The sequence below is a fragment of the Pseudomonas sp. J380 genome (assembly GCF_009827115.1).
In the GTDB taxonomy this organism is placed as follows: Bacteria; Pseudomonadota; Gammaproteobacteria; order Pseudomonadales; family Pseudomonadaceae; genus Aquipseudomonas; species Aquipseudomonas paracarnis.
This window is the reverse complement of sequence record NZ_CP043060.1, coordinates 1,115,154-1,132,876: the sequence shown is the minus strand read 5'-3', so window position 1 is coordinate 1,132,876 and position 17,723 is coordinate 1,115,154. Positions and strand designations below refer to the sequence as shown.

Below are 17,723 nucleotides of genomic sequence, written 5' to 3'. Positions count from 1 at the left end.
CTCACGCCCGCAACGAAACCGGCGGCACGAAACTCTCCAATTCATCCTCCACGGCCTCGATGATGCGCTCCACATCAGCAGCGTTCATCACCGTAGCGCACGGGATCCCCGCGATGGCGATCAATGTCTCGCCGCTGGCCCGGTCGAACAGGCGGGCGATCATGCTGCCGGGGGCGTCCATGCTGCCCTCGAAGCCCATCGGGTGAAAATGCCAGCGCATCAGCTGGCAGGCGTTGGGAAATGTCACTTTGTTCATGTTGCCCACCTTGTTCATTGAGCGCTTCCTTTAGCTCGCGGCAGGGGCCAGGACCTTCACTGGTCATGACAGCTAAGAGCTTAAAAATAGCATTCGTTCGCAACTGCAAGGTGACTTTTTTCGGCCCGTTCGGCGGTTCTTTCGCCTGGTTTTGATATAGATCATGTCCTACAAAGGAATAGGCAAAAGGCCATTATTCAGACGCTCGATCTGACCATTGAAGGGAAGGGTAAAGTTCGGCATTCTCGAGCATTTTCTCCGCCGTAGAGCCCGATATGTCCGACATCGCTCCAGACGATGAGTGTCACAATTCCCACGCTACCGGCGCGCTGGTGCTGCGCCATCACCTGTGCTGGCGACATCGCGATCTGGACGGGGTGATGGCTTACTACCACCCCGAGATCCTGTACCACGATTTTTTCCAGAACCGTGTGGTGGGCTATGCCGAGTTGCGCGAGTACTTGCAGGCCAGCATGCCCCGTGAGGCAGATGAAGCGATTGAGCACACTGATCGCATCCGCGCCGATGGCGATACCGCGTTTATCCAGTACCGCATTACCTTGCGTGGCGGCCAGGGCCTGGTGTCGTTTCGTACCAGTGAGGCCATTACAGTGCGCGACGGTTTGATCTGGCGGGTGAATGAATATGCATCTCTGGTGCATGAACAACCGACCCAGGCGCTGCGTCCCACGGTCAGCCGCCTGGGTTTGTCGCCCCAGCAGTTGGGTTATATGGCCAATGACCTGCAGCAATATTTCGAGCGTCAGCAGCCGTACCTGGACCCGGAGCTGGACCTGCAGCGGGTCGCCAAGGCCTGTGGCTACAGTCGCAACCAGATGTCCTACCTGCTGAACCAGGTGCTGGGGCAGAGCTTCTATCGCTACGTCAACCAGGCGCGACTCCAGCATGTACTGGCCGCGCTGGATCACGCCACCGCGCCGGTCAAAGTCGATGAGCTGGCCTTTGCCGCCGGTTTCAATTCACTCTCGGCGTTCTACAGCGCTTTTCGCCAGCACACCGGGCAATCGCCCAAGGCGTACCTCAAACAAATTTCTGTGCGTGCACGCGCGCAAGACAGCCCCTGACGCTGCACTCTAGGATCGGCCCTATCGAACCGAGGTAGGGGAACCTGGCATGCCGGCATGGCGCAGTATCAGTTTATGGATGGACCAGTTGGACGACCCGCTGGTAGCGCGCCCGTCGCTGGAGCACGACCTGGACGTCAATGTGGCGATTATCGGCGCCGGCTATACCGGCCTGTGGACCGCCTATTACCTGAAGCGCCAGGCCCCTGAGCTGAAAATTGCAATCATCGAGGCGCAAACGGCCGGTTTCGGCGCATCCGGGCGCAATGGTGGCTGGTTGATGGGCAACCTCTTGGGAGAAGACCGTCTGCTGGCTGAGCTTGCCCCCCAGCAGCGTCGCGCTTCGTTTGACCTCTTGCATGGCATTCCTGATGAAGTGGCTCAGGTGCTGGCCCGCGAAGGTATTGACTGCGACTACCGCAAAGGCGGCGCCTTGTATTGCGCCGCACGCTACCCCGAGCAGGAAGTCAGCCTGCGCCGCTATCTGGACAAGCTGTACGCCCAGGGCCTCACCGAAGACGACTACCGCTGGCTCAGCCCGCAGCAATTGGCCGAGCAGGTCCGCATTGCCAAGCCTTATGGCGGCATCTATGCCCCCCACGTCGCGACGATCAACCCGGCAAAGCTGGTGCGTGGCCTGGCGCGGGCGGTTGAGAACCTGGGCGTGACCATTTACGAAAACAGCCCCGTGACCCATTGGCAGTCCGGCGGCCTGCGCACCGCCAAGGCCTGCGTGCGCGCCGCCTGGGTGGTGCCTGCTGTCGAGGGTTACGCCAATACCTTGCCGCCGTTGGGCCGCTACCAGTTACCGGTGCAGAGCTTGATCGTCGCCACCGAACCGCTGCCGGCCAGCACCTGGGAGGGCATCGGGCTCAGCCAGGGCCAGGCTTTTGGCGAGAGCAGCCGACAAGTCACCTACGGCCAGCGCACGGCCGACAATCGCCTGGTGTTCGGCGCCCGTGGTGGCTATCAATTTGCCGGCAAGTTACGGCACAACTTCGACCTGACGGACAGCGAAGTAGAGTTGCGTCGCTACCTGTTTGGTGAACTCTTCCCACAGTTGAAAAAGGCCAGGATTACCCACTCCTGGGGCGGCAACCTGGGCATGTCGCGCCGTTTTCGTCCGCACATGCTCTGTGACCACGCCACTGGCATCGCACTGTCCGGCGGTTATGGCGGGGAGGGCGTGGGCGCCACCAACCTCGGCGGCCGTACCCTGGCCGACTTGATCCTGGGCCGCGACACCCCGTTGACCCGACAACTCTGGGTGATTCGCGAAGGCGGACTCCAGGCGCTCAAGGCCTGGGAGCCCGAGCCGTGCCGCTGGCTGGGTTACAACGCGATCATTCGCAGTTTTGTCCATGAAGACCAGGTGTTGGCCAACCCCAACACCCCGCCCTGGCGCCGCAAGCTGGCAACCGGCGTTGCCGGTTTCATGGAAGGCTTCATGCACTGACTCGTTCCACCCACAGGGGAAAACCCATGAGCATCACGCAATTCAAAGACACGCTGAACACCGCTCTGCCAGATTCATCACCGGTGGCGGTGCCCCTGGGCGCGCCCATCGCCGTGGCCTCGACCCTGAGCGTGGAGCGCAACGACGGGGTCGAGACCGGCATCTGGACCTGCACCCCGGGGCGCTGGCGTCGGCAGATCACGTCCCAGGAGTTTTGCCATTTCATCCAGGGGCGCTGCACCTTCACGCCCGACAACGGGGAAACCCTGCACATACAAGCCGGTGACGCACTGATGTTGCCAGCCAATAGCACCGGTATCTGGGACATCCAGGAAACCGTGCGCAAGACCTACGTCCTGATTCTGTAACGCTTTGATCCTTGATCGCCTGCCATAAAAACAGCCCTAAAACCGCCAGGAAATCGAACCATGAAAGCCATTGCCCTGTTGCCCTTGATGTTGCTGGCTACTATCAGCCAGGCTGCCGAGACCGTGAAGATCTATAACTGGTCGGACTACATCGCACCGGACACCACCAGGAATTTCCAGAAAGACACCGGCATCGGTTTCACCTATGACCTGTACGACAGCAACGAAACCCTCGATGGCAAGCTGATGACCGGTAAATCGGGTTACGACGTGGTGTTTCCCTCCAACCATTTCATGGCTCGGCAGATCCAGGGCGGCGCCCTTAAAAAGCTCGACAAGAGCCAGCTGCCCAACTGGAAAAATCTCAACCCGGTGCTGCTCAAGGCCGTAGAAAACAACGACCCTGGCAATGCTCACGGCTTTCCGTACCTGTGGGGCAGCACCGGCATTGGCTACAACATCGACAAGGTCAAGGCGGTACTCGGCGACAACGCCCCGGTGGACTCCTGGGACTTGATCTTCAAGCCGGAAAACATGGCCAAGCTGCAAAAGTGCGGGGTCGCCATCCTCGACAACGGCCCCGAATTGCTGCCGGCCGCGCTCAATTACCTGGGCTTGCCGCACCACAGCAAAAAAGCCGAGGACTACAAGAAGGCCGAAGCCCTGCTGATGCAAGTGCGGCCTTACGTGGCGTATTTTCATTCCTCGAAATACACCGCCGACCTGGCCAATGGCGATATCTGTGTAGCCGTCGGTTTCTCCGGCGACATCCTGCAGGCCGAAAGCCGCGCCAAGGAAGCCAGGAACGGCGTGAATATCGGCTACAACATTCCCAAGGAAGGCGCGGCGATCTGGTTTGACATGGTCGCCATGCCCGCCGACGCGCCGGATGAGAAAGCCGGCTATGCCTTCATGAACTATCTGCTGCGCCCCGACGTGATGGCGAGTGTCACCAACTACGTGCACTACGCTAACGGCAACGCGGCGGCCGACAGCCTGGTAGACCCGGCGATCAAGGCCGACACCAAGGTGTATCCGAGCCCGGAGATGATGGGCAAGCTGTTTGCACTGCAAGCCATGCCGTTGAATATCGACCGGGTGCGTACTCGGGTATGGAATACCATACGGACGGGGCGTTGACAGGCGCCAACCACGCTTTCAGCTCGAATGAGGTTTATGGGTTCTCCAGGTCATGCCCCAATGACTGGATGAATAGTGAAAACAACTCGGGCTGCGACGAAATGTCCAGCTTGGCGTACAGATGCCTGCGGTGCACTTTTACGGTGTCCGGCGAGATCTTCAAGCGTTCGGCCATGGCCTTGGAGGAGAACCCTCGCAACACCAGCCGGGCGATTTCCAGCTCGCGGTCCGACAGCACACCGCTGCCGAAATGACTCAGGGCATCGCGAATCTGGCTGTCCATGGCCGGTGCCCGCTGGGTGCTTTGCTGCCAATGCTGGTGCATGAGCGGCAACACCCACGCCGACAGCGTGGTCAACAGCCCGGTTTCTTCGAAGCTGAAGCGCCGCTGCATGCCCAGCGACAGCGACAGCGTGCCCACGCCGGGCAGTTGCAGGATCACTTGCACTTCGTCTTCCAGCACATTGTCGTGGAAGTAATTGAGGAAGTACTCACTCTGGCGAAAATGGTCCGGCGCCACTTCCTCCAGGCGGTATACGCCGCTGGCATAGTTTTCGCGGCAAGCCTGGTAAAACGGGTCGAGCAGGTACAGGCCGTTGAGGTACACCAGCATCGACGCCGGCTTGCTGCTGGGTTGGGCGTCGTACTCCTCCAGGGCCTGGGGCGGGCCATCCAGCGGGTAGAAAATCGCCAGGGCATTATCGAAGGGCAGGCACTGGTGCAATAACAGCACCAGTTGCTTCCAGAACCGCTCGGTGCCGATCTGTGACAGGGTGCGGCCCAACCCCGCATGCATACCGATTTCCCGGAACAGGCTCATCTCAACATCCCCACCCTCAAATGATCGGCCAAGGGTTAGGCTTCTGCAGGGCACCGTCAAGGGGAGTACGCCAATAGGGGAATTGGCCGGCAGCCCCACCAGCCGATAACGTCGACACTGTCCAACGGGAAGCATATCCCGAGGAACAATCATTTTTCGTTTCTGCCTCACACCAAAAACAACGACAGAGGATAACGATATGAGTGCCACCCCCGCGCCCGATGGCGTGCTCAAGCCCACCCTGAGCGTCTTTGATGTCGTGGCAATTACCGTTTCAGCGGTAACGCCGGCCAGTTCCGTCTTCGTGATCGCCCCGTTTGCCATCCAGCAGGCGGGCAGTGGCGTGTTCCTGGCGTTTGTGATGGCGGCGTTGCTCGCGTTGATGTTCGCCTTCTGTTACGCCGAACTCGGCCGCGCCCATAACAGCGCCGGCGGCGAGTATGTGTATGCCAAGCGCGTGTTTGGTGGCATGGCCGGTTACGCCACCTTCCTGACGGTGTTGGTGATGTTGCTGTTTATCCCGCCGGTATTGGCGACCGGTGCGGCGACTTACCTGAATAACGCCCTCGGCACGACATTCGATTCGCAAACCGTCGCCCTGGTGATCGTGGTGTGCAGCTACGCCCTGGGCATCCTCAACATCAAGCTCAACGCCTGGATCACCGGCACCTGCCTGCTATTGGAAGTGGCGGCGTTGCTGGTGATTGTGGTGATCGGCTTCGGTAACCCGGTGCAACCGGCCAGTGTGTTGTTGCAGCCGCAGATCGTCGAAAACGGCGTGTTGCACCTGGCGCCCTGGGCCTTGGTGATCGGCGCCGTCGGCATCGGCCTGTTCTCGTTCAACGGCTACGGCCCGGCGGTGTTGCTGGCCGAAGACATGAAGTGCGGCGGCAAGGGCGTGCACAAGGCGGTGCTATGGTCGTTGGGGTTGGTGGTGGTCATCGAGTTGGTGCCGATCACTGCGCTGTTGATCGGCGCGCCGTCCCTGAGCGCAATGATCAGCAGCCCCGACCCGATCGGCTATCTGTTGACCAGTCATGGCAATGAAACCTTGTCGCGGCTGGTGAGTGCCGGGATTTTCCTGTCGGTGTTCAACGCCATCGTTGCCATCGTGATCCAGATTGGCCGCGTGGTGTTCAGCAGCGGTCGCGATGCGCTGTGGACGCCGAGCATCAACAAGCTGTTCACGCGTATTCACCCGCGCTGGGACTCGCCGTGGCTGGCGACGCTGTTCCTGGCGATACCCTCGGCGCTGTTGAGCTTCAGTTCTAACCTGGCCGACCTGACCTCGTTCAGCGTGCTGCTGATTATGCTGGTGTACCTGGTGGTGGCGCTGAGCGCGCTGATGAGCCGGGTGCTGCTGCGTGATCGCGAGCATCCCTATCGCATGCCGTTATGGCCGCTGCCGGCATTGCTGGCGGTACTGGGTGCGGGTTACCTGCTGGTCACCTTGATCCTGGAGGCCTCGGTACGCGACATCATGATTATCATCGGCTTGCTGGCCCTGTCGGTGATCTTGTATTGCATCAGTGGCCGGTTGAGTCCGGCGTTCCAGAAACTGTAAGGAGTGGGTATGCGTGCACGTCAATTGGGCATTACGTTGGGGTTGGGCATGCCCGGCGAATTGAATGCCATCACCGATGTTCCCGGGGTTCGCGTCGGTCACTCGACGATCAAGGCCTGTGTGGACGGTAAGCAGGTGCGCACCGGCGTCACGCTGGTCCAGCCGCGAGCCGGGGAAGCGCGGCAGCAACCGTGTTTTGCCGGCTACCACGTGCTCAACGGTAACGGCGACGCCACGGGCCTTGAGTGGATCAGCGAGGCGGGGCTGTTGACCACGCCGATGGCCATCACCAACACCCACAGTATCGGGGTGGTGCGCGACAGCCTGATCGCCCTGGAGCGCGAGCGCCTGGCGGACCCTGCGGTGTACTGGTGCATGCCGGTGGTCATGGAAACCTACGATGGCCTGCTCAACGATATCTGGGGCCAGCACGTGCGCCCAGAGCATGTGCGCCAGGCTCTGGACCAGGCCGAAAGCGGCCCGGTGCAGGAAGGCGCGGTGGGCGGTGGTACCGGCATGATTTGCCACGAGTTCAAGGGCGGCATCGGCACGGCGTCACGGCGGTTGCCAGCAGAGCAGGGCGGCTGGACTGTCGGCGTACTGGTGCAGGCCAACCATGGCAAGCGCCAGGAGCTGCGGGTCGATAGCTACCCGGTGGGCCGTCACTTGATGGGCATTGCTTCGCCCTTTGCCGAGCGAGGCACCCCTGGCATGGGCTCCATCGTGGTGATCATCGCCACGGACGCTCCCTTGCTGCCCCACCAATGCCAGCGCCTGGCGCAGCGCGCGTCCATCGGCATTGCGCGCACCGGTGGCGGTACCGAGGATTCCAGCGGCGACCTGTTCCTGGCGTTTGCCACCGGTAACCGTGATTTGCCACCGGCCGACTATGGTCGCAAGGACCTGCCCCTCAGCACCGGGTTGCAGATGGTCAACAACGACCATATTTCGCCGCTGTTCAGCGCGGCGGCAGAGGCGGTGGAGGAGGCGATCATCAACGCCATTCTGGCAGGTGAAGACATGACCACCCAAGACGGTGTCGAGGTGCCGGGCCTGGCTGGCGAAACCCTCTTGGCAGCCCTGCAACAGTGTGGCTGGAGTATGTCCCGGTAATGGGGGACAGCGCACTTTAATAGTGCGAATAGTGGCTCTTTAATGTTGCTAATGACACCGTGACAATATATTGGATCCATTAATCAAGTGAGCCGTTCGCTTAGAGCGGCTTTACTTGTATTTAATATTTAAATAGTGGTGTGCGCCGATTCGGCCACATAAACGCAACGGCCCCCAATAAACACTGCGTGGGACTTCTGCAACTTGAACCTGCGTCACAATTGTGCGATGGAAATAGATGTAGACGAAAGATTTCAAGTTGTGTCAGTTTTCTTACGCCTTCAAAAGAGGTGAGTGATAGGACTATCCTCGCCCGCGAGGTTCCTATCGAACAAAGACTGATGCACTTGCAAACAAGGAAGTACGTTTATGTCAAAAGTAAAAGACAAGGCTATTGTATCTGCCGCGCAAGCCAGCACTGCTTACTCGCAAATCGATAGCTTCAGCCATTTGTATGACCGTGGCGGTAACCTCACGGTCAATGGCAAACCGTCCTACACCGTGGACCAGGCAGCGACCCAGCTGCTGCGGGATGGTGCTGCGTACCGGGACTTTGATGGTAACGGCAAGATCGATCTGACCTACACCTTCCTCACCTCGGCTACCCAGAGCACCATGAACAAACATGGCATCTCCGGGTTCAGCCAATTCAACACCCAGCAGAAAGCACAGGCCGCACTGGCCATGCAATCCTGGGCGGATGTTGCCAACGTGACCTTTACCGAAAAGGCTTCCGGCGGTGACGGCCACATGACCTTCGGCAACTACAGCAGCGGCCAGGACGGCGCCGCGGCCTTCGCTTACCTGCCCGGTACCGGTGCAGGCTACGACGGCACTTCGTGGTACCTGACCAACAATAGCTACACGCCGAACAAGACCCCGGACCTGAACAACTATGGCCGGCAGACCCTGACCCACGAAATCGGCCACACCCTGGGCCTGGCTCACCCTGGCGACTACAACGCCGGGAACGGCAACCCGACCTATAACGACGCAACCTATGGACAGGACACGCGTGGCTATAGCCTCATGAGTTACTGGAGCGAGAGCAACACCAACCAGAACTTCAGCAAGGGCGGCGTCGAGGCTTACGCTTCCGGCCCGCTGATCGACGATATCGCCGCGATCCAGAAGCTCTACGGTGCCAACCTCAACACCCGCGCCACCGACACCACCTACGGGTTCAACTCCAACACCGGGCGTGATTTCCTCAGCGCCAGCTCCAATGCTGACAAGCTGGTGTTTTCGGTATGGGACGGTGGCGGCAACGACACCCTGGACTTCTCCGGTTTCACCCAGAACCAGAAGATCAACCTCACTGCCACCTCGTTCTCTGATGTGGGCGGCCTGGTGGGCAACGTGTCCATCGCCAAGGGCGTCACCATCGAGAACGCGTTCGGCGGTTCGGGTAACGACCTGATCATTGGTAACCAGGTTGCCAACACCATCAAGGGCGGGGCCGGCAACGACCTCATCTACGGCGGCGGCGGTGCAGACCAGCTATGGGGCGGCGCTGGCAGCGACACTTTCGTGTACGGTGCCAGTTCCGACTCCAAGCCAGGGGCTGCGGACAAGATCTTCGACTTCACCTCCGGTTCGGACAAGATCGACCTGTCCGGTATCACCAAGGGTGCGGGCGTGACCTTTGTCAACGCATTTACCGGGCATGCCGGCGATGCTGTACTGACCTATGCCTCAGGTACCAATCTGGGCACCTTGGCGGTGGACTTCTCCGGGCACGGCGTGGCGGATTTCCTCGTCACCACCGTTGGCCAAGCGGCTGCCAGTGACATCGTAGCCTGATGTAAAGCGCGCGGCGCTTCGGCGCCGCGCTCCAGGCTGGAGTTGGATATGCCACGTTTTTCCCCTTTGATCGCCTGTGTTGTGCAGGTGTTGTTCGTGTCGGCAGGAGCCCACGCAATGGCTAGCAGTCTTGTATTACCCACTTCCGCGCAGCTTGCCGGGCAGTGGGAACTGAAGCAGCAGGATCAGGTGTGCGCGCTCAAGTTAGTGGAGCAAGCCAACGTCTTGGAAGGCGATATCGCCTGTGCCGAGCAATGGCTGGGCGACAAGCCGCTGACGTGGTCGCCCACCCCGGATGGTATCTGGCTGTTTAACGCTGATGGCTCAGGGATCACCCATTTGAATCGCCAGAAAGAGGGCGACTATCAAGCCCGCACTAAAGCTGGCGAAGTTGTAACGCTGCAACGTAAACCTTAATTAAAAGTTATAAGCATATAACTCGATTTGTTAGGCGGCCGTACCCTACTTGGTAGGGGAGACCCTTTTGCGTAATTCGCTGCAAGGAAAAACAATTAATATGGCGAAGTCCCATGGGGTGGCGCCCTTATTCAGGGCGCTGGGTGAATACAAGAGTATTTTGATCAGCGTTGGCTGTTTCACGGCATTGATTAACCTGTTAATGCTGGTGCCCTCGATTTACATGCTGCAAGTGTATGACCGTGTGCTGTCCTCCCAGAATGAAACCACCCTGGTGATGTTGACGCTGATGGTCGTGGGCTTCTTTGCGTTTATCGGCCTGCTGGAAGTGGTGCGCAGCTTCATCGTGATCCGCATTGGCAGCCAGTTGGAGCGACGTTTCAACTTGCGCGTGTACAAGGCCGCCTTCGAGCGCAACTTGCAGCGTGGCCAGGGGCATGCCGGGCAATCCTTGGGCGACCTGACCGCTTTGCGCCAATTCATCACGGGGCCTGCGCTGTTCGCATTCTTTGATGCGCCATGGTTCCCGATCTACCTGTTCGTGATTTTCCTGTTCAACGTGTGGCTCGGCGTGCTGGCCACGGCCGGCGCGGTACTGTTGATTGGCCTGGCGTGCCTTAACGAATACCTGACCAAAAAGCCATTGGGCGAGGCCAGCGGTTTTTCGCAGCAGTCGACCCAACTGGCCACCAGCCATTTGCACAACGCCGAAAGCATCCAGGCCATGGGCATGCTTGGTGCGCTGCGCCAACGCTGGTTTGGCGTGCATTCGCAGTTCTTGGGGTTGCAGAACAAGGCTAGCGACACCGGTTCGATCATCACCTCGTTGAGCAAATCCCTGCGCCTGTGCCTGCAATCCTTGGTGCTGGGCCTGGGCGCCTACCTGGTGATCAAGGGCGACATGACCGCCGGGATGATGATCGCAGGCTCCATCTTGATGGGCCGCGTACTCAGCCCCATCGACCAATTGATTGCAGTGTGGAAGCAATGGAGCTCGGCCAAGCTGGCCTACCAGCGCCTCGACGAACTGCTGCGCGAATTCCCGCCAGAGGTCGAGCACATGGCTTTGCCTGCGCCCCACGGCCAGGTCAGTTTCGAGCAGGTCAGCGCCGGCCCGCCGGGGCGACGCATGGCGACCCTGCATCAGGTCAGCTTCAACCTGGCTGCCGGTGAAGTGCTGGGCGTGCTGGGTGCGTCGGGCTCCGGCAAGTCCACCCTGGCTCGCGTGCTGGTGGGCGTATGGCCGACCCTGGCCGGTACCGTGCGCCTGGACGGCGCGGATATTCACCGTTGGAACCGCGACGACCTCGGCCCGCATATCGGCTATTTGCCCCAGGACATTGAGCTGTTCAGCGGCAGCATCGCCGACAACATCGCGCGCTTTCGCGAGGCCGACCCGGAGCTGGTGGTCAAGGCCGCGCAACAGGCCGGTGTGCATGAACTGATCCTGCGCCTGCCCCGGGGCTACGACACCGTGCTGGGCGACAACGGCGGTGGCTTGTCCGGCGGCCAGAAACAACGGGTCGCCCTGGCCCGCGCCCTGTACGGCGGGCCGCGGCTGATCGTGCTGGACGAACCCAACTCCAACCTCGACACCGTCGGCGAAGCCGCATTGGCCAGCGCCATCATGCAGATGAAAGCCCAGGGCAGCAGCGTGGTGCTGGTCACCCATCGCTCCTCGGCATTGGCCCAGGCCGACAAATTGCTGGTGCTCGGCGAAGGCCAACTGCAAGCGTTCGGGCCCAGCCAAGAGGTGCTGCGGGCGTTGTCCGGGCAGCAGGAAGCTCCGAAAGAAAAAACCGGTGTCAGTTTCAGTCGTCAGTACCAGGCCGGAAGGAATCCAGGCGCATGAGCAGCCTTACCGTTGAACCTCAAATCAAAGAACGCGATGCCGGCTTTTTCGTAAAAATGGGCTGGGTGATCACCATTGTTGGTGCCGGTGGGTTTTTCCTCTGGGCCAGCCTTGCACCGTTGGACCAGGGCATCCCGGTACAAGGCACCGTGGTGGTGTCGGGCAAGCGTAAGGCGGTACAAACCTTCAGCCCCGGTGTGGTCAGCCGCATCCTGGTAAAAGAGGGCGAAATGGTCAAGCAAGGCCAGCCGCTGTTCCGTCTTGACCAGACCCAGAACCAGGCCGATGTGCAATCGCTGCAAGCCCAGTACCGCATGGCCTGGGCCAGCGTGGCGCGCTGGCAGAGCGAGCGTGACAACCTGCCCGGTATTACCTTTCCTGCTGAGCTGAGCGCCAATCCCGATTCGGCCCTGATGCTGGTTCTGGAAGGTCAGCGCCAGTTGTTCAGCAGCCGCCGCGACGCGTTTGCCCGTGAACAAGCCGGGATCCGCGCCAGCATCGAAGGCGCCACGTCACAGTTGAGCGGTATGCGCCGTGCCCGCAGTGACTTGACCGCCCAGGCCCAATCCCTGCGCGCGCAACTGAGCAACCTGCAACCTTTGGCCGACAACGGCTATATCCCGCGCAACCGGCTGATGGACTATCAGCGCCAGTTGTCCCAGGTGCAGCAGGACCTGGCGCAAAACGCCGGGGAAAGCGGCCGGATAGAGCAGGGCATTGTCGAGTCGCGGCTCAAGTTGCAGCAACACGGCGAGGAGTATCAGAAGGAAGTGCGCAGCCAACTGGCCGACGCGCAACTGCGCGCCCTGACCCTTGAGCAACAACTGACCTCCGCCGGCTTCAATCTGCAGCATAGCGAAATCAACGCGCCGGCCGATGGCATTGCGGTCAACCTCAGCGTGCATACCGAAGGCGCCGTGGTGCGTGCCGGTGAAACCCTGCTGGAGATCGTGCCCCAGGGCACACGTCTGGAAGTGGAAGGGCATTTGCCCGTGCACCTGGTGGACAAGGTCGGCACACACTTGCCGGTCGACATCCTCTTCACCGCCTTCAACCAGAGCCGCACGCCACGGGTGCCGGGTGAAGTCAGCCTGATCTCCGCCGACCAGATGCTCGATGAAAAAACCGGGGCGCCGTATTACGTGCTGCGCACCAGCGTCAGCGAAGCGGCGATGGAAAAACTCAACGGCCTGGTGATCAAGCCCGGCATGCCCGCCGAGATGTTCGTGCGCACTGGCGAGCGTTCGCTGCTCAACTATCTGTTCAAGCCGCTGCTGGATCGCGCCGGCTCCGCGTTGACCGAGGAATGAGCATGAAGCCAGTGTTCATTTCGCTGTTGCTGGTGTGTGGCAGTGCCCAGGCCGCGATGGGGCCCTTCGATGTATACGAGCAGGCGCTGCGCAACGACCCGGTGTTCCTGGGCGCCATCAAGGAGCGCGACGCCGGCCTGGAAAACCGTACCATTGGCCGCGCCGGCTTGCTGCCGCGGTTGTCCTACAACTACAACAAGGGCCGCAACAACTCCGAAGCGCACCTGCCTGACGGGCGCGGCGGCAGTTACCGCGACGACCGCAACTACAACAGCTACGGCTCGACCTTCAGCCTGCAACAGCCGCTGTTCGACTACGAAGCCTATGCCAACTACCGCAAGGGCGTAGCCCAGGCGCTGTTTGCCGATGAAAGCTTTCGCGACAAGAGCCAGGCGTTGCTGGTGCGGGTGTTGAGCTATTACACCCAGGCGCTCTTTGCCCAGGACCAGATCGACATCGCCAGGGCCAAGAAGAAGGCGTTCGAACAACAGTTCCAGCAGAACCGGCATCTGTTCCAGCAAGGCGAGGGCACTCGCACCGATATCCTGGAAGCCGAGTCGCGCTATGAGCTGGCCACCGCCGAAGAGATCCAGGCCCTGGATGAGCAGGACGCCTCGCTCCGGGAACTGGGCGCGTTGATCGGCGTGCAAAGCGTCAACATCAGCGACCTGGCCCCCCTGAACCAGAGCTTCGCCGCGTTCACCCTGACCCCGGCCAACTACGACACCTGGCATGAGTTGGCACTCACCAACAACCCGGTGCTGGCTTCGCAGCGCCAGTCCCTGGAAGTGGCGCGCTATGAAGTGGAACGCAACCGCGCCGGGCATTTGCCGCGAATCACCGCGTATGCCACCTCGCGCAAACAGGAGTCCGACAGCGGCAACACCTATAACCAACGCTACGACACCAACACCATCGGCGTCGAAGTGAGCATGCCGCTGTATGCCGGTGGCGGTATCTCGGCTTCCACCCGCCAGGCCAGCCGCGCGATGGAGCAGGCCGAGTACGAGCTGGAGGGCAAGACCCGCGAAACCCTGATCGAACTGCGTCGCCAGTTCAGCGCGTGCTTGTCAGGCGTGAGCAAGTTGCGCGCCTATCAGAAAGCGCTGGCATCCGCGGAGGCGCTGGTGGTGTCGACCAAGCAAAGCATTCTCGGCGGCGAGCGCGTCAACCTCGACGCACTGAACGCCGAACAGCAGTTGTACAGCACCCGCCGCGACCTGGCCCAGGCACGTTATGACTACTTGATGGCCTGGACCAAATTGCACTACTACGCGGGCAACTTGCGCGATACCGACTTGGCCAAAGTGGACGAAGCCTTCGGCCCGGATGGAAAACTGTAGGAGCGCGTGTTTTGTGGCGAGGGCGCTTGCTCCCGCTCGACAGCGAAGCTGGAGCCGGCTTTTTTAGGGAGCGCTTCGCACTCCAGCGGAGCAAGCTCCCTCGCCACAGGGCAGGGAATAACAATAATAGGGAGTGTGCACATGATCACCGATTCACCGCGTTTCAAACCCTTCACCGCAGGTTCCTTGCTCTTGCTGTCCGTTGCGGCACAGGCGCAATACACCGAGACCGGCCAGCCGGGTAACCCCGCCAGTTGGCGCTCGGCCGAGTACCAGAGCGACTGGGGCCTGGGCCGCATGAAAGCCGATGAAGCCTACGCCGCCGGGATCAGCGGCCAAGGCGTGAAAATCGGCGCGCTGGACTCAGGGTTCGATGCCAATCACCCCGAAGCCTCCAAAGACCGTTTCCACCCGGTCACTGCCACTGGCACCTATGTCGATGGCAGCGCCTTCACCACCACGGGCGCGCTCAACCCGAACAATGATTCCCACGGCACCCACGTCACCGGCACCATGGGCGCCGCCCGCGACGGCGTGGGCATGCATGGCGTGGCCTACAACGCGCAAGTTTTTGTGGGCAACACCAACGCCAACGACAGCTTCCTGTTCGGCCCCACCCCTGACCCCAAATACTTCAAGACCGTGTACACCGCTTTGGTGGACTCCGGCGTGCGCGCCATCAACAACAGCTGGGGCAGCCAGCCCAAGGACGTCAGCTACCAGACCCTGGACAACATGCACGCGGCGTATGCCCAGCATTACAACCGTGGCACCTGGCTGGACGCGGCAGCGGACGTGGCCAAGGCTGGCGTGATCAATGTGTTCAGCGCCGGCAACAGCGGCTATGCCAACGCGAGCGTGCGCTCGGCCTTGCCGTATTTCCAGCCGGAACTGGAAGGCCACTGGCTTGCCGTGTCTGGGCTGGACAAGGCCAATAACCAGAAATACAACAAGTGCGGCATTGCCAAGTACTGGTGTATTTCTACCCCCGGCGCGCTGATCAACAGCACCATTCCTGACGGTGGTTACGGGGTCAAGTCCGGCACCTCGATGGCAGCGCCCCATGCCACCGGCGCGTTGGCGCTGGTGATGGAACGTTATCCCTACATGACCAACGAGCAAGCCTTGCAGGTGCTGCTGACCACCGCCACGCAGCTCGACGGCTCGATCACCCAGGCGCCCAATGCGATTGTCGGCTGGGGTGTGCCTGACCTGGGCCGGGCGATGCATGGCCCGGGGCAATTGCTCGGGCCTATGGAGGTGAACCTGGCCGCCGGGCAGGGCGATGTTTGGAGCAATGGCATCTCCGACCAGGCGCTGCTTCAGCGCCAGGCCGAGGACCGCGCCGAACACACTGCCTGGCAGCAAACCCTGATCGACAAGGGCTGGCAAAACGGTGTGGGCGCCACTGCCAGCCAGCAGGACCAGACCGATTACGCCATTGGCAGCGCCCGCGACCAGGCCGCTGCCAACCGCGTGTACGAGGGCAGCCTGATCAAGGCCGGTGCCGGCAGCCTGGTGCTCAGCGGCGACAGCACCTATCGCGGTGCGACCCTCGTGAACGGCGGTCTGTTGGCCGTCAATGGCTCGCTGGCTTCGGCAGTGACGGTGAATGACAGCGGCACCCTCGGCGGTTCCGGGCGTATCGCCGCGTTGTCGGTAAACAACGGCGGCCGTGTGGCCCCGGGCAATTCCGTGGGCACCTTGCAGGTAGCGGGAGATGTGAACCTCGGCGCGGGCTCGACCTATGCAGTGGAACTGACGCCTACCAGCAGCGACCGTATTGTCGCGGGCGGCAAGGCGGTCTTGGGCGGCGGCACCGTCACCTTGGCGCTGGAAAACAGCCCCACGTTGCTCAGCCAGAGCCAGGCCCAAAGCCTGATTGGCCGGCAGTACTCGATTCTCGAGGCGGCGGGCGGTATCCAGGGCCAGTTCGGGCAAGTGCTGCCCAACTACCTGTTCCTCGGTGGCACCCTCGACTACGCCGCCAATGCCGTGCAACTGAATGTTGGGCGCAATGGCGCCAGCTTCGCCAGCGTCGGCGCCACCCGCAACCAGCGCAACGTTGCGGCGGCGGCCGAGCAATTGGGCGCTGGCAACCCAGTGTATGAAAGCCTGCTGCAGTCGCAGTCAGCCGCCACCGCCCAGCAGGGTTTGCAGCAACTGTCCGGGGAAATCTACCCCGCCGTGGGTGCGATGCTGATCAACGACAGCCTGCAACTGCGTAATGCCGTGGGCGAGCGCCTGCGCCATGTGCCAGTGACCGGTGAAAGCAACCTGTGGCTCAAGGCGCTGGGCGCCTGGGGCAAGACCGACAGCCGCACTGAAACGGCGGGTTCCACCACCTCTATCGATGGCCTGTTGGCCGGCGTGGATGGCGCGCTGGATGAGCAGACCCGCGTGGGTGTGGTCGCCGGCTACAGCGACAGCTCGCTGAATATGGGCAGCGGTACCCATTCATCGGCGTCCATCGACAGCTACCACTTTGGCGCGTACGCCGGGCGCGAGCTGGGTGACTGGCGCCTGAGCGTCGGCGGTGCCTACAGCTGGCATCGCGGCGACGTGAAGCGCGACCTGCAATGGGGTGATGTCAGCGGCAAGCAAAAAACCAAGCTGGACGCGACCACGGCGCAAATCTTCTCCGAAGCCGCGTACCGCATCCGCCTGCAAGCGGTGGCCCTGGAGCCGTTCGCCAACCTGGCCTATGTGCATCTGAACAGCGAGTCCTTCCACGAAAAAGGCGACGCCGCTGCCCTGGAACGCGGCAGCGACCGGCGTGATGCAGTGCTCAGCACCCTTGGCGTGCGTGCCCTGAAAACCCTGGCCCTCAATGACCACCAGCAACTGGACCTGTCCGGTTCGTTGGGCTGGCAACACAGCCTGACGGCGGTGGAGTCAGAGGAGCACCTGGCGTTTGTCGCCGGCGGGCCTTCATTTGCGGTGCGCAGTGCACCGTTGCTGCGCGATGCCGCCCTGGTGGGCGTGCAGGCCAGCCTGGCGCTGAATGCATCGACACGGGTCAACCTGGACTACAACGGCCAACTGGGTGGGCGCGCGAAAACCCAGGGCGTGGGCTTGAGCCTGAACTGGCAGTTCTGAAGACACCGCGAGCCTGATCGTTCCCACGCTCCGCTGATCGTTCCCACGCTCCGCGTGGTAACGCCTCTTGTAACGCTCCGCGTCACGCTTTGGGACG

Annotated in this window: 14 protein-coding genes; 12 read left to right on the top strand and 2 right to left on the bottom strand. The window is 61.4% G+C overall.

Features of this window, described 5'->3' with window-relative positions:
* Position 1: 1 nt before the first annotated feature.
* Positions 2-274, bottom strand: coding sequence for a DUF1652 domain-containing protein (locus FXO12_RS05255; protein ID WP_014718395.1), 273 nt, complete (start codon positions 272-274; stop codon positions 2-4).
* A 257-nt stretch (positions 275-531) separates the two neighbouring features.
* On the opposite strand from FXO12_RS05255, the gene FXO12_RS05250 reads away from it, so the two are divergent.
* From FXO12_RS05250 to FXO12_RS05235, 4 genes are read left to right on the top strand one after another with little or no spacing between them, the layout of a single operon-like run.
* Positions 532-1,341 (top strand): AraC family transcriptional regulator, encoded by an 810-nt coding sequence (locus FXO12_RS05250; RefSeq protein ID WP_057977328.1) that lies wholly within the window; start codon positions 532-534, stop codon positions 1,339-1,341.
* Between the two features lie 49 nt (positions 1,342-1,390).
* Complete coding sequence (locus FXO12_RS05245) at positions 1,391-2,797, top strand: FAD-binding oxidoreductase (protein WP_057977330.1); 1,407 nt, start codon at positions 1,391-1,393, stop codon at positions 2,795-2,797.
* Between the two features lie 26 nt (positions 2,798-2,823).
* Positions 2,824-3,165 (top strand): cupin domain-containing protein, encoded by a 342-nt coding sequence (locus tag FXO12_RS05240; RefSeq protein WP_057977332.1) that lies wholly within the window; start codon positions 2,824-2,826, stop codon positions 3,163-3,165.
* Between the two features lie 60 nt (positions 3,166-3,225).
* Positions 3,226-4,305: a polyamine ABC transporter substrate-binding protein gene (locus FXO12_RS05235; RefSeq protein WP_034127700.1), complete on the top strand. Its 1,080-nt coding sequence runs from the start codon at positions 3,226-3,228 to the stop codon at positions 4,303-4,305.
* A gap of 34 nt (positions 4,306-4,339) precedes the next feature.
* On the opposite strand, the gene FXO12_RS05230 is transcribed toward FXO12_RS05235, so the two are convergent.
* Positions 4,340-5,125, bottom strand: a complete 786-nt coding sequence (locus FXO12_RS05230; protein ID WP_054898104.1) for a helix-turn-helix transcriptional regulator — start codon at positions 5,123-5,125, stop codon at positions 4,340-4,342.
* A gap of 199 nt (positions 5,126-5,324) precedes the next feature.
* Between FXO12_RS05230 and FXO12_RS05225 the strand changes: the two genes are divergently transcribed.
* The 8 genes from FXO12_RS05225 (at position 5,325) to FXO12_RS05190 (ending at position 17,626) form a co-directional block, all read left to right on the top strand.
* Positions 5,325-6,689 carry an APC family permease gene (locus FXO12_RS05225; protein WP_034127698.1) on the top strand — a complete coding sequence of 455 codons (1,365 nt, stop codon included), beginning with the start codon at positions 5,325-5,327 and terminating at the stop codon, positions 6,687-6,689.
* A gap of 9 nt (positions 6,690-6,698) precedes the next feature.
* Positions 6,699-7,802, top strand: a complete 1,104-nt coding sequence (locus FXO12_RS05220) for a P1 family peptidase (RefSeq protein WP_057977334.1) — start codon at positions 6,699-6,701, stop codon at positions 7,800-7,802.
* 369 nt (positions 7,803-8,171) lie between these two features.
* Complete coding sequence (locus FXO12_RS05215) at positions 8,172-9,605, top strand: serralysin family metalloprotease (protein ID WP_060773090.1); 1,434 nt, start codon at positions 8,172-8,174, stop codon at positions 9,603-9,605.
* Between the two features lie 48 nt (positions 9,606-9,653).
* Positions 9,654-10,022, top strand: a complete 369-nt coding sequence (locus FXO12_RS05210) for an AprI/Inh family metalloprotease inhibitor (protein ID WP_057977338.1) — start codon at positions 9,654-9,656, stop codon at positions 10,020-10,022.
* A gap of 100 nt (positions 10,023-10,122) precedes the next feature.
* Entirely contained in the window at positions 10,123-11,874 is a 1,752-nt protein-coding gene (locus tag FXO12_RS05205; RefSeq protein WP_057977340.1) for a type I secretion system permease/ATPase, read from the top strand.
* A complete protein-coding gene (locus FXO12_RS05200; protein ID WP_057977342.1) occupies positions 11,871-13,184 on the top strand; it encodes an HlyD family type I secretion periplasmic adaptor subunit in 1,314 nt (437 codons plus the stop codon). The genes FXO12_RS05205 and FXO12_RS05200 overlap by 4 nt, the downstream gene beginning before the upstream one ends.
* Positions 13,185-13,186: 2 nt before the next feature.
* The gene (locus FXO12_RS05195; RefSeq protein WP_034127692.1) at positions 13,187-14,527 is read left to right on the top strand and encodes a TolC family outer membrane protein; all 1,341 of its coding nucleotides are present in this window, start codon (positions 13,187-13,189) and stop codon (positions 14,525-14,527) included.
* Positions 14,528-14,668: 141 nt separating this feature from the next.
* On the top strand, positions 14,669-17,626 hold the full coding sequence (locus tag FXO12_RS05190; RefSeq protein ID WP_057977344.1) for an autotransporter serine protease: 2,958 nt from the start codon (positions 14,669-14,671) through the stop codon (positions 17,624-17,626).
* Positions 17,627-17,723: the final 97 nt, after the last annotated feature.

Coding starts and splice junctions, on each gene's coding strand:
- FXO12_RS05245 (WP_057977330.1), top strand. CDS start 1,391: ATGCCGGCATGGCGCAGTATCAGTTTATGGATGGACCAGTTGGACGAC.
- FXO12_RS05235 (WP_034127700.1), top strand. CDS start 3,226: ATGAAAGCCATTGCCCTGTTGCCCTTGATGTTGCTGGCTACTATCAGC.
- FXO12_RS05230 (WP_054898104.1), bottom strand. CDS start 5,125: ATGAGCCTGTTCCGGGAAATCGGTATGCATGCGGGGTTGGGCCGCACC.
- FXO12_RS05205 (WP_057977340.1), top strand. CDS start 10,123: ATGGCGAAGTCCCATGGGGTGGCGCCCTTATTCAGGGCGCTGGGTGAA.
- FXO12_RS05225 (WP_034127698.1), top strand. CDS start 5,325: ATGAGTGCCACCCCCGCGCCCGATGGCGTGCTCAAGCCCACCCTGAGC.
- FXO12_RS05190 (WP_057977344.1), top strand. CDS start 14,669: ATGATCACCGATTCACCGCGTTTCAAACCCTTCACCGCAGGTTCCTTG.
- FXO12_RS05220 (WP_057977334.1), top strand. CDS start 6,699: ATGCGTGCACGTCAATTGGGCATTACGTTGGGGTTGGGCATGCCCGGC.
- FXO12_RS05240 (WP_057977332.1), top strand. CDS start 2,824: ATGAGCATCACGCAATTCAAAGACACGCTGAACACCGCTCTGCCAGAT.
- FXO12_RS05250 (WP_057977328.1), top strand. CDS start 532: ATGTCCGACATCGCTCCAGACGATGAGTGTCACAATTCCCACGCTACC.
- FXO12_RS05215 (WP_060773090.1), top strand. CDS start 8,172: ATGTCAAAAGTAAAAGACAAGGCTATTGTATCTGCCGCGCAAGCCAGC.
- FXO12_RS05255 (WP_014718395.1), bottom strand. CDS start 274: ATGAACAAGGTGGGCAACATGAACAAAGTGACATTTCCCAACGCCTGC.
- FXO12_RS05195 (WP_034127692.1), top strand. CDS start 13,187: ATGAAGCCAGTGTTCATTTCGCTGTTGCTGGTGTGTGGCAGTGCCCAG.
- FXO12_RS05200 (WP_057977342.1), top strand. CDS start 11,871: ATGAGCAGCCTTACCGTTGAACCTCAAATCAAAGAACGCGATGCCGGC.
- FXO12_RS05210 (WP_057977338.1), top strand. CDS start 9,654: ATGCCACGTTTTTCCCCTTTGATCGCCTGTGTTGTGCAGGTGTTGTTC.